The sequence below is a fragment of the Diaphorobacter sp. MNS-0 genome, assembly GCF_019602835.1.
Lineage (GTDB): Bacteria > Pseudomonadota > Gammaproteobacteria > Burkholderiales > Burkholderiaceae_C > Diaphorobacter > Diaphorobacter nitroreducens.
Genome location: NZ_CP080761.1, coordinates 2,362,450 through 2,374,609, shown reverse-complemented (window position 1 = coordinate 2,374,609; position 12,160 = coordinate 2,362,450). Strand labels below are relative to the sequence as shown.

Sequence of the window (12,160 nt, the reverse complement as noted above, 5' to 3'; positions counted from 1 at the left end):
CTCAGGCATTCGCCAAACGGGGCGATCAGCGCGATGAATGGCAGACAGTGCCGCATCACATGAGATCTCCTCCAAGGCAACCCCTGGAGGCAATCCCTTGCCTCCTGCGCTTGAGACGATCCTCTCCCAAGCGCAAAAAGATGGCGAAAGACCGTTGTGTCAGCCGTCAAGCCCGGTGTGCGAAGAAGTTCGACACCGGGCTTTCTTTTTTTGCGTTTTTTTACCTGCCTGCGTCAGCGCGGGAACGGTCCCATTGCGTTGGTAGCTCAACAGAATAGGTGCCGCGTGCTGCAAATCATCAAGAACAACCCCTGGATTCGTCGATTTGCATGGTTGGTGCTGTGCTGGGGCGGCGCGTGGCTGCTCGGTTGGCTGGTGGTCCCTCCGCTGGCGCAGTCGCAGATTGAAAGGCATGCGAGTGAAGCGCTGGGGCGCAAGTTGACGGTCGAACGGGTGGAGTTTTTGCCCTGGACTTTGGAGGCCACTTTGCACGGCGTAGCCCTGGCGTCAAAGGATGGCAGTTCAGAGCAGGTACGGGTGGGCCGCATCTATATAGACGCTGAATTGCAATCCCTTTGGCGGGGCGCTCCAGTGATCGATGCGCTGCAGGTAGACGACCCGGTAGTTCGTGTCACGCAATTGGCCCCAGGGGTTTATGACGTGGACGACTTGCTCGCGCTCATGGCGGCGAAGCCGCAGGGCGAGAAATCAGCCACGGAGCCGGCACATTTCGCGCTCTTCAATATCGCATTGAAGGGTGGTGTCGTCGAATTCGATGACCGTACGGTGGGGGTGGTGCACACGTTGCGCCGCGTGGAACTGGACGTTCCTTTCCTGAGCAGTTTTTCTGCGGACCGCGAGGTCAAGGTGACGCCGCGCCTGGCGTTTGAGCTCAACGGCAGCACCTTTGATACCTCAGCGATGGCCACTCCCTTTACGGACACCAGGGAAGCCGAGGTTCGCCTGCATATTGAGAATTTCGACCTGGCCCCCTTCGGTCGCTACCTGCCGCCCAGCGTGCCGGTGCGGCTCAAGGCGGGGCGATTGGACGCGGATGTTCAACTAGGGTTCGAGCAACGGGAGACCCCTCGACTGCTGATTTCCGGGGATGTGCAACTGAGCGGGGTACATGCCACCGATGCGCAGGAGCAGCCTTTGCTGCAATTCGAGGAAATGCGTGCCGTATTCAAGGAGACGGAGCCCCTGCGGCGCAGGATCAACATTGATCTGCTGGAATGGCGCGGCGCGCGTGCACATGTACGCCGAAACGAGGCGGGTGAAGTAAAGCTTGCGGGATTGCCACGGGCCGACAGCGACGAGCACCCAGCGCCACAGACAAAGGAGTCTGCGGAGCCCTGGCGTGTCCATATCGCCAGGGTGGGTTTGCGGGATGGCTTCATCCAATGGACCGATGCCAGCCTGCCGCGGGGGACCGCCGTGTGGGAGGTGGAAGACCTGCAGGTAGAAGCGTCGTCCATTGCCTTGCCGCTGGAACAGCCCATGCAATTGCGTGCGAGTGCTTCCTTCAGGCAGTCTGCGGTCGCCCGCAGCAGCGAATCCGCGCGATTGGCTGTACTGGGCCAAGTGAGCGCCTCGCAGGCGCAGGCCGCCCTTTCCATCAAGGGCCTGCCGCTGTCCATCGCTGCGCCCTATCTGGCGGGCGTGCTGCAACCCCGCGTGGAAGGTTCCGTGGATGCGGACCTGGGAATAGCACGGCATGGCGATGTCGTGCTGGCGAAGGTGGCTGCGTTGTCCGTGGATAAGTTGGCGCTGCGTTGCGCCTCCAAGGAACAATGCGTTCCACTGCAGAGCGCAGGAATCCAGGACGCGCCTGCGGATTCACTGGCCGCGTGGAGCCGGCTGGAAGCGGGCAATGCCTGGGTACGCTGGCCCCGGCGCGCCGTATCGGTAGAGCGGATTTCGTTGCAGAGGCCGCGCCTGTTGCTGTCGCGCACTCGCACGGGGGAATGGATGTTTGAACAGTGGGGCGTGTCGCCCCCGGGGGTGACGGGGCCCAACGCGGACGCTCCAAAGGCTGCGGGTCTTCCCTGGTCCATGGGGCTGGCTTCCCTGGAGATCGATGGCGCAGCAGTGGCTTTGCGCGACGCGGTAGCGCAGAGCGCCGTAGCGCTGAATGTGTTCGATCTGCAGCTGCACGCGCGGGATTTTGCTTATGCGGACGGGCGGGTCACTCCCACGTCATTGCGCCTGGAAGGCCGGGTGGGTGCAGGGAGGACTGAACCCGGGCGATTGCGCTACGAGGGCTCGGTGGCGATGGCGCCCGTTCTGACGGCGCAGGGCAAGGTACACGCCCAACACCTGCCGTTGCACGCGCTGGAGCCCTATGTAGGGCAGGAGCTTAATGTCGACGTCCTCCGCGCCGATGGTGGCTTCGACGGAGACGTGCGCTATGTCCAGGGGAATGCCGGCGCCACTGTTTCGGTCAAGGGGGATGTGTCGCTGGACGAGGTGCGCGTGCGCGCCAAGGCTGGCTTGGACATGCCTGAGGAGACGAAGGCCGGCGAGCGGAGCGTAGGCGCGCGGGGCGAGGATCTGCTGCGCTGGAAATCCCTGGCGTTGCGCGGAGTGGCGATGAATTTGCAGCCAGACCAGCCTGTGTCTCTGGATGTGAAGGAAACGGCGCTCAGCGATTTCTTCGCACGGATCATCGTGCAGGAAGACGGCCGCATCAATTTGCAGGATATTCGCAAGGCTTCGGCAGCGGAAGACGCGGTTGCGGCATCGAACGCTGCAGCCGTCGCTCCGGCAGCGGCCCCTTCGGCTCCGCAGATCCGCTTTGGTCCCGTGGCGCTGACCAATGGGTCGGTGCGTTTCACGGATTACTTCATCAAACCCAACTACTCTGCCGACCTGAGTGCGCTCACGGGCGGGTTGAGCGCATTTTCCTCGGTGTCGCCGGAGGCGGGGGCAGCGCCGCAGATGGCCGACCTGGAATTGCGCGGTCGCGCCCAGGGGACGGCGTCACTGGAAGTCACCGGCCGCATCAACCCGCTGGTCAAGCCCCTGGCGCTGGATATTCAGGGGCGCATGCGTGACCTTGAGCTGCCCCCGTTGTCGCCTTACAGCATCAAGTACGCGGGTCATGGGATAGAGAAGGGCAAGCTCAGCATGGACGTGGCGTACAAGATCTTGCCCGATGGGCAGCTCATCGCCACCAACAAGCTGGTATTGAACCAACTGGCGTTTGGGGAACCCGTGGAGGGCGCGTCCGCTAGTCTGCCCGTGCGGCTGGCGACGGCCCTGCTGGCGGACCGCAATGGGATCATCGACGTGGATCTGCCCATCAGCGGCTCCCTCAACGACCCCGAATTCCGTCTGGGAGCGGTCATCCTGAAGGTCATCGGCAACCTCATCATGAAAGCGATCACCGCCCCCTTTTCCCTGTTGGCTGGCGCTTTCAGCGACGCGGGCGAGCAGGGTGCGGTTCTCTTCGCGCTGGGCAGTGCAGAACTGGATGAGAAGGCCCGACAGCAACTGGACAAAATCGCCAACGAACTGAACAACCGCCCCGCACTGAAGGTCACCGTCGTGGGTTGGGCACAGCCCGACGCCGAGCAGCTGGCATGGAAACGCCAGCGCTTGCGAGACATGGCCGAGGCGCAAAAGCGCAGGGCAGCCATCCGTGCGGGTGAACCTGCGGACAGCATCGCACCGCTCACTGAGGAGGAATACCCTGCGCTGCTGAAGGAGTTGTATCGCCGGTCCGACATCCGCAAACCGCGCAACTTCGTCGGTCTGGCGAAGGATGTACCCGTTGCAGAGATGGAGGCCCTGCTAATGCACAACCTGACAGTTCCGGACAACGCCATGGCGGATCTGGCCTTGGCGCGAGGGGTGGCCGTGCGGGACTACCTGGCGCAACAGCAAGTCCCGCTTGAACGTTTGTTCGTAGGCGCAAGCAAGCTTCAGCCGGGGGGGGAGGGCGATGCGCCATGGCGGCCGAAGGCAGAGCTTTCTTTGAATGCCCAGTGAGGTGCGCGCGGGATTTTGTAACCTCAAAAGGTGCGGCTACCGGTACAGTACCGTTCCAATGCGAGCGCGGTTCCCGCGCCATCCCGTCTATCCCTCGGATTCCTGATCTGGCGCAGCGGGAAGGCGGTGTAAAACCGGGCGAAAATAGCCGCTTGTCCGTGAGCGATGCCCACCTACTGCTTGCGCTGTTGGCGCAAGGTGGCTCGCTTGCACCTCAATAAATCCATGTTCCCTTTTTCTTCACGTAGCAAAATGTCCGACGCATCTGACGCGACCCCGGTCCCTGCCAAAACCAGCGAGCCGCATCCCCTTGATGCGTTGACGGGCGGCGCTTTCTCTGCGGCCACGTCGGGTGAACGCTCGGCACGCATCCGTGAATGGTTGTCTACCCAGCCTGGCGTGGAAAAGCTCCAGGAAGTATTCAAGGAATTGAGTGCGCGGGACAAAGGCGCCGCGCGCGCAGTGCGTGAGCGCCTGGACGAGATTCGGCGCGCGGAGGGCCAGGAGGCGATCGCCGCCGAATGGGCAGCCAAGGCCGAAGCGCTGCTCGCAGCCGCCAAGCTCAACATTGCCGACGCGCTCGCCTGGCAGCGCGATGCGGCCAAGGCCGGCGCGCCGCTGTCCCGCGAACCTCTGTCGGTGCTCAAACAGCGTCTGAACGAGCGCGTGAAAACCATCGAAGACCTGCAGCATCGTGTTCAGGTGCAGCGCGAAGCCGCCGTTCTGCTCGCGCAGCGCATCGAAGTGCTCTCCACCAAACCGTGGAAGGATGCGCAGTCTGCGCTGGAACTGCTGAACGCCGATGTCGGCCGCTGGCAGGAGCAGGCCCAGGCACTTGCCGACGACAGTGCCTGGCCTAGCGTAGAGGCGCGCTTTCCCGCGTTGCTCGATGCTTCGCGCACCCAGCTGCTGGTGGTGTGGGAAGCGTTTCAGTCGGCATTGGCGCAGGCTGTCCTTGCGGCAGAAGACCCCTCGGCTCCCCTGCCGCCCGTGCCCGTGTGGTCCGACGAACTGCGCCAGGCGCGCGGGCTACCCCCAGAAGCGGGAGCCGCCGCCAAGACGCCTGCCCCCCGCCCATCCAAGCCGCAGGCGACTCCTGAAATGCGCGAGAAGGCCTTGCAGGCCGTCCAGGAGGCCCTGGCCAAGCTGGAGCAGGAAACCGCACAGGGCCATGGCAAGGCCAGCGCTGGCGCAGCGACTGCGCTGCGCGCCGTGCTTAAGGTGCACGGCAAGTTGATCGATGCCGAACTGGAGCAGAAAGTGCACGCCGCCCTCGTGGCCGCGGGCGAGTTGGAGGGCTGGCAGCGCTGGAGCGCCGACCAGGTGCGCGAGGATCTCGTGGCCCGGGCCGAGGCACTGCTGCGCAGGCCGGAAGGACAGTCCCTCGGTGGGCGCAAGATGCAGGAAACGCTGCGCCAGCTGCGCGAGCAGTGGAAGCAGGCCGACCAGGGGGCGCTGGCCAACCACGCCCTGTGGAAGAAATTCGACGATGCGTGCAATGCCGCGCACAAGGTGGTCGAGGGCTGGCTGGAGAAGGTGCGTGCCGAAGGTGCCGAACACCGTGCGCAGCGGTTGGCGCTGATCGAAGAGGTGAATGCCTGGGCCCAATCGCAGGCCGCTGCCGCTGTGCAGGACTGGAAGTCCTTTAGTCGTGCATTGCACCAGTTTGCCGAGCGTTGGCGCACCGGTGGCCATGTGAGCGAAAAGATGTTCGCTGAACTGCAGCCACTGTGGAAGCAGGCACTGGCGGCTGCCAGCGCTCCGCTGGAGGCTGCGCAGAAGGCCAGCCTGGAGCGCCGCCACGCCATGATCGACGAGGCAGGCGCCCTGGGTGCGGCCCCGGGTCTGCGCATCGATGCCATCAAGGCCTTGCAGCAGCGTTGGCAGGCCGAGGCGCAGGCGGTGCCGCTGGATCGCAAGCATGAGCAGAAGCTCTGGGACGCGTTCCGCAAGCCCATCGACGAGGCGTTCAACCGCAAGTCGGCCGAACGTGAGCGCAGTGCCTCCGAGTTGAGCGCGCGCGACCGGGCCGTGCTGGAGGCATCCAAGGCGCTGGAGGCCGCCAATGCGTCGGGCGATGCGCAGAAGATCCGCAGTGCCATGGCCGCGCTGGAGCGCGCGCTGAAGGAGCCAGCCGGCGAATCGGGGGGGTCCGAGAATTTAGATAAAAAAGCCGATCAAACCCTTGATGGTCAAGCGCAAGCAGCTACTGATTCGGTAGCAGATCAAAACGATGCGCCGACTTCCAAACCCGTGCCTGCGGCGCGCCCGGTGGTGGCCGTGCGTGGCGATGACCGGCCGGGGGCGCGCAAGGCGGTGCCCGCGCAGCCCACGGTCACCGGCCGTGGTGGCGACCGGCGTGACGGCCGCGGCCCACGGGACAGCGGTATGCAGGGGCGGGGGCGGGAGCGCGATGGTGCTGCTGCTGCGCGAGGTCCGCGTCTGGGTGATGCGGCTTTCCGCGCGCAACGCGACGCCATGGAGCATGCGCAGGGCGCGCTGCGCAAGCTGGCGGCACAGGCCCATGGCGAAGCGCTCACGCAGCTGTTGTCGGCCTGGAAAAGCCGCGACGCTGCGCAATTGCCCAGCGTCCAGGAACTGGGCGGCAAGGTGCCCCCCACGGCGCGTACAGCCTGGTCGCAGGCGATTGCGGCACCTGCGGCCGGGGGGGCCCCGGAAGCATTGCTGCGGCTGGAGATCGCGGCGGAGGTCCCGACGCCCGCAGACCAACTGGCCGCACGGCGCGCTCTGCAGCTGCAGTTGCTCACGCGTCGCAACGATCCGTCGCCGGCGCAAACCTGGACGCAGGATGTGGCGCGCGTGCTGGAAGGCGCTAGCGACGAGGTAGGCGCGCGCCGTCTGCAGAGCGCATTGAAGGTCCTGCTCGGCAAATAGTCGGCAGTGTCGTCGCCCAGGGCGGGCATCCGTGTCGTTCCGGAGAAGGACGCTACGGATGCCGGCGCATCAACTCGTCCGGGTGCGCGGAACGGCAAGCCCCAAGGCAAATACGGAGTTCGGCACATCCCCTGACGGTAGCTGGGTTTTCGCTGCCCGTCGGCCTGTGGTGCTGGCGGGCGGGGCCACTACCACGGCTGCAGAATGGTCGGCATGGCAGGCGCTGGCTTCCCGTTGGGTCAGCAGGTCCGCCACCGTAATGGACTGCAGGTATTCCATGACACGCGAGTGAAAGCTGGCCCACAGCTCGGCCGTCATCTCGCCTGGTGCCGATGCGGTGCCAGTGTCCGTGCCCTTGTCATCGGCGCCGCCCATGTATTTTTCGGAGGCGATGACGATATCGGCCACGGAGAGTTCCTGTGGCGGCCGTGTCAGTGTGTACCCCCCGCCGGGCCCGCGAATGCTGTGGACCAGGCCGGCGCGGCGCAGTGCGCTGAAGATGTCTTCGAGATACGACAGGGAGATGCCTTGGCGGGCGCTGATGGAGGGAAGCGCGATCGGCCGGCCGTGGGAGCGCAAGGCCAGATCGGTGACCGCAGTGACGGCGAGTTTGCCTCGGGTGGTCAAACGCATGGTGCTGTTCCTGAGGGTAGGAAAAGGGCCTGAAGCCATCGGTCCGATGGTCAGGAGGGAAAAGAGGAGGGGTTGCACGCCGGAGTTGCGCGGCGCACCTGTCTTTCGCGTTCGCAGAACGACGCGTCCAGGCGGGCGCAACCTTTTAGACGCGCAGAGCCAGGGACCTGGGAGGTTTAGGCTGCTTTTTCAGCACAGGGGAGAGGGCGGCTCTCTCCCATTGCGCGGGGCAACTGAACAAGCCATGGAGGGGCTTGCCGCGAAAGGCGCGTATGTTCTGATCGTCCGGTAGATCCTGCTGCGCGTCCATCAGGCCGTGCTCGCCTTCGGATAACGCGTCGTTTGCCACGGAAAGGTCAGCAGCTATTGCCATTGCGGCCTCGCCTGCTGGTGCCAGCTGCACGGAGGCGACCGCTGGCCGCAGGTGTTCCACGGGTGGCACCTTGCCAAATGCGGAGACACCCACGCTCAGCAGGAAGTGGAGGGTGAAAACCGCAATCAACCATCTCGGCATGGTGGACAAATTATACGGGCGGGTCCTTAAAGCCCTTCGGCAATACATGAGGACAGTGGTCTGACTCATTGGCCTTTGGCTACACGCGCGTGTGTCGTTGCCGGTGCAGCAGGGGGGACGGGATCCCTTGAGCCTCAAGATGATGCGCCATACTGCGGCCCAGGTTGCGCACTAACGCCAACTGTTGGTTCGCCCGCTTGTCCATTGCCATGAATGTCGTGCCTTCCGATTGCCCCCCTTTCACCTTCCACAGAGGCACCGCGCCACTGCTGGTTTCCATGCCCCACGTGGGCACCCATGTGCCAGACGCCATCGCAAGGCGCCTCAATCCCGAGGCGCGGAGCGTTCCGGACACCGATTGGCATCTGGAACGGCTCTACGGTTTTGCGAAGTCGATGGGAGCTTCAGTACTGGTCGCCACGCACTCGCGCTATGTGATTGACCTCAATCGCCCTCCTGATGACTCCAACCTCTACCCAGGCCAGAGCGTCACTGCGCTGTGCCCTGTGGACGCCTTTGACAGCACGCCGTTGTATGGAGGCGGGCTTGTGCCGGACGCAGCCGAGGTTGCCGCGCGGCGCGAGGCATTGTGGGAGCCCTACCATGCCCAGTTGCGGGAAGAGTTGAACCGTATGCGCGCTACCCATGGCGTGGCGGTGTTGTGGGATGCGCACTCGATTCGGTCGGTCCTTCCGCGCTTCTTCGACGGCACATTGCCAGACCTGAACCTGGGTACCGCCGGAGGCACGAGCTGCGATGCAGCGCTGGCGCAGGAGCTGTTTGCCATTGCCGAAACGGCGCCCGACCACACGGCCGTGCTCAACGGACGGTTCAAGGGGGGCTACATCACGCGCCGTTACGGCGAGCCTGCGCGCAACATCCACGCGGTCCAACTGGAGATGACACAGTGCAGCTATATGCAGGAGGCACCGCCGTTCAACTACCTGCCGGAGCGCGCCGGGCGCATTCAGCCCACGCTGCAACGTATGGTGGAGGCAGCACTCCGGTTCGCGCAGCAACGGTCATTGCGCTGACGCGCTAAGATGCGCGCATGCAGGTTTCCAGTCCCTCTCTCGTAGCGCAAGATCCGGCCGAGGCGCCGTGGGGATGGTCCAGACAATTCCGCATGCCGGTCTTCAAGCCGGGCACCCGGGTGAGGCGAGCCGGAAGTTGGGAAACTGTCAGCCATGTAGCACTGCGGCGCCAGGATCTGGCTGTGTACCTGGTGGGGCGCGCTGAACCCGTGGACCCCCTGGACCTGGAGCTCGAACCCACCTTGTTTACCACTGCTCGGGTGCCAGAGAGGCACTGAACAGCGGGTATCAACGCACCAATAGGTGAACTAGATGCCGCAGCGGTGCGCCATAGCTTCACCCAGCCGCACGGGCCGCGCTGCTTCCCATCCCGGCATGAACTGAACTGCGCCGCGGGGAAACAGCAGCACGACCGTGGAGCCCAGCAGAAAACGCCCCATTTCATCACCCTGACGAAGCACGACTTCTCGGTCCCCATAATCCCAGCGGCGCGGTTGGCCGGTACGCGGTGGATTGACCTGGCCGTGCCATACCGTGGCCATGCTGCCGACAATGGTGGCGCCTACCAGCACGAGCGCCATGGGGCCCAGGGGCGTTTCGAACAGGCAGACCACACGTTCGTTGCGCGCAAACAGTCCGGGCACACCGCGTGCGGTGGTCGGGTTCACTGAAAACAATGCCCCAGGCACATGGTCCATGCGCACCAGTCGTCCATCGCACGGCATGTGAATGCGGTGGTAGTCGCGTGGACTGAGATAGATGGTGGCGAAGCTGCCATCCTGGAACTGCGCGGCCATTTCGGCGTCGCCGCCAAGCAGAGCCGCGGTGGAGTAGAGGTGGCCCTTGGCTTGGAAGATCTGGTCCTGCTCGATGGAGCCGATCTGGCTGACCGCTCCATCCACAGGGCATACCACCGCAGCATTGGCAAGTGGGCGCAGTCCAGGGCGCAACGCACGTGTAAAGAAGTCGTTGAAGGTTGCGTAGCTCGCAATGTCCGGATTGGCCGCCTCGCTCATGTCCACGCCGTAGCGCGCGACAAACCGGCGGATGACCGCGGTGGTCAATTGGCCCGCGCGCGCAGACGCCATACGTCCGGCAAAGGAGGTCAGGGCTTGTTTGGGTAACAAGTACTGAGGCAGTACGGCGATACGATCAGACACGTGGCGGTAATCCTGGTGATGGAGTCGGATGATTCTAAGGGGAGGGTGGATTGCGCCGCAGCCGTGCGTCCCGTGCGTTATGGATGCCCGTAATGGCGCAAAAAACCATATGCCCTGCAAGTTCAGGGCTTGCCCGGATAATGCGCGGCTTCCTCGAGCAACGGCCGCCGTGCCGATTCTCTGCGCGGCTTGGCGCCTTCTCCCATTCATGTCTGCACCCCCATTCCCTCGCACAGACGCTGCGGTAGAGCCGCCGACGTCAGCCTTACGGCGCGTCGCTGGCTGGCTGCGACTTTTCTGGCCGGCGCCTGCAGGCGTCAATCAGCGCGAACGCTTGCGCATGGTGTCGGGTATCGCGCTTTGCGTGGCCGTGGTGGCGCTGGTTGCGCATTGGTTCGGGGCTGGCCTGCCGGTCCCGTGGATGGTGGCCTCCCTGGGCTCCAGTGCGGTGCTCATCATTGCGATGCCGTCCAGCCCCCTCGCCCAGCCGTGGCCAGTGCTGGCGGGCAGCGTGCTGTCGTACATGGTAGGCGTTGCCTGCGCCACGCTGGTTCCCCACGTCGCTCTGGCCTGCGGCGCAGCCGTGGGACTTGCCGTGGCGGTCATGCTGGCATTGCGCTGCCTGCACCCCCCCGGCGGGGCGATGGCCTTGTTCGCTGTGCTCAATCCGCAGGACGGCGCGGCTTTTGCGGTATTTCCGGTGCTGCTCAATATGCTGGCGCTGGTGTTGATGGGGATGGCCTTCAATCACTTGACCGGGCGCAGCTATCCGCATGCACAAAGAGCGCGGGGGGCCGCGCATAAGGAATCTGGCGCTTTCATCTCGGCGGATTTGGATGCCGCCTTATCGCACTACAACCAAGTGCTGGATGTCAGTCGCGCCGACCTGAAGGGGCTTTTGCACTTGGCTGGCAAAGCCGCCTTCCAGCGCACGCTTGGCGAGCTGCGATGCGGCGAGATCATGTCATCACCGGTGCATGCGGTGGTTGCCGAGACGCCCCTCAAGGATGCCTGGGCGCTCATGCGCAAGCATGCCGTCAAGGCGTTGCCGGTAGTGGACGGGGCGCGCAGGGTGGTCGGCATCGTCACGGTGGCAGACTTCATGCGCCTGGCCAATCTGGACATGCATGAGGGCATGGGCCAGCGTCTACGCTCGCTCATCATGGGGCGGCCCAAACGTCCCGAGCAAGTACAAGGCCTGATGTCGTCTCCCGTGCAGCAGGTGCTGTCTGAACAGCATGTGATGGATCTGGTGCCTCTGTTCTCCGAGGCGGGGCACCATCACATTCCGGTGGTGAACGATGCGCAGGAACTGGTTGGCATCATCACGCAGACGGACCTTGTGAAGACCTTGGCTGCCGCGGTTGCCCGGCCATAGGGCCCGGCTTCGACATCGCAGTACAATTCCGCCGCTTATGCACAGCGCTTCGCCTGTCCATTGAAGCCGTTTCCCCGGCCTTACGGCCTCCTGCGCCTTTGGTGCAGCAACTCACCTGCCTGCATTGCACCTTGCTTCGAGCCCCTCAAGGGCCGATGCGGCCCTTGGGTTAGTGGACGCATCGGCTTTTTCCAGGCGCCGCCATAGATAATTGTTATCAAGAGACTGACCACACACATGGCCAAAGAAGAACTGATTGAAATGCAGGGTAGCGTGACCGAAGTCCTGCCGGATTCGCGCTTTCGCGTGACGCTGGACAACGGCCACCAACTCATCGCCTATACCGGCGGCAAGATGCGCAAGCACCATATCCGCATCCTGGCAGGCGACAAGGTGTCGCTGGAAATGTCGCCCTACGACCTGACCAAGGGCCGTATCACTTTCCGTCACCTTGCAGGGCGCGGCCCTGGGCCGGGCACCGGCTCGTCATCTGGCAATCGCTGAGTGTGACAAATACCGCCGATTTTTGGCGGTGAACAGAATCTGGCAGGTT

At 64.1% G+C, this 12,160-nt stretch carries 8 protein-coding genes; 5 read left to right on the top strand and 3 right to left on the bottom strand.

The genetic code is table 11. The features are described from left to right. The first annotated feature begins 285 nt into the window (after positions 1-285). Positions 286-3,993, top strand: coding sequence for a DUF748 domain-containing protein (locus K2L43_RS11275; protein WP_220637576.1), 3,708 nt, complete (start codon positions 286-288; stop codon positions 3,991-3,993). A gap of 252 nt (positions 3,994-4,245) precedes the next feature. Beyond that, positions 4,246-6,888 (top strand): DUF349 domain-containing protein, encoded by a 2,643-nt coding sequence (locus tag K2L43_RS11270; RefSeq protein ID WP_255580438.1) that lies wholly within the window; start codon positions 4,246-4,248, stop codon positions 6,886-6,888. Between the two features lie 69 nt (positions 6,889-6,957). Here K2L43_RS11270 and K2L43_RS11265 read toward each other — a convergent pair whose 3' ends face one another. Together K2L43_RS11265 and K2L43_RS19085 are read right to left on the bottom strand one after the other, a co-directional pair. Next, entirely contained in the window at positions 6,958-7,521 is a 564-nt protein-coding gene (locus tag K2L43_RS11265; RefSeq protein ID WP_011804935.1) for an Rrf2 family transcriptional regulator, read from the bottom strand. Between the two features lie 145 nt (positions 7,522-7,666). Beyond that, entirely contained in the window at positions 7,667-7,954 is a 288-nt protein-coding gene (locus K2L43_RS19085; protein WP_255580437.1) for a hypothetical protein, read from the bottom strand. Positions 7,955-8,244: 290 nt separating this feature from the next. Here K2L43_RS19085 and hutG point away from each other — a divergent pair, with 290 nt between their 5' ends. Continuing rightward, positions 8,245-9,069 (top strand): N-formylglutamate deformylase, encoded by an 825-nt coding sequence (gene hutG, locus K2L43_RS11255; RefSeq protein ID WP_047351394.1) that lies wholly within the window; start codon positions 8,245-8,247, stop codon positions 9,067-9,069. A gap of 308 nt (positions 9,070-9,377) precedes the next feature. On the opposite strand, the gene asd is transcribed toward hutG, so the two are convergent. Then, the gene (gene asd, locus K2L43_RS11250; protein WP_220637573.1) at positions 9,378-10,229 is read right to left on the bottom strand and encodes an archaetidylserine decarboxylase; all 852 of its coding nucleotides are present in this window, start codon (positions 10,227-10,229) and stop codon (positions 9,378-9,380) included. 208 nt (positions 10,230-10,437) lie between these two features. Between asd and K2L43_RS11245 the strand changes: the two genes are divergently transcribed. After that, positions 10,438-11,607: an HPP family protein gene (locus K2L43_RS11245; protein WP_220637572.1), complete on the top strand. Its 1,170-nt coding sequence runs from the start codon at positions 10,438-10,440 to the stop codon at positions 11,605-11,607. A 237-nt stretch (positions 11,608-11,844) separates the two neighbouring features. After that, positions 11,845-12,111 (top strand): translation initiation factor IF-1, encoded by a 267-nt coding sequence (infA, locus tag K2L43_RS11240; RefSeq protein WP_011804941.1) that lies wholly within the window; start codon positions 11,845-11,847, stop codon positions 12,109-12,111. Positions 12,112-12,160: the final 49 nt, after the last annotated feature.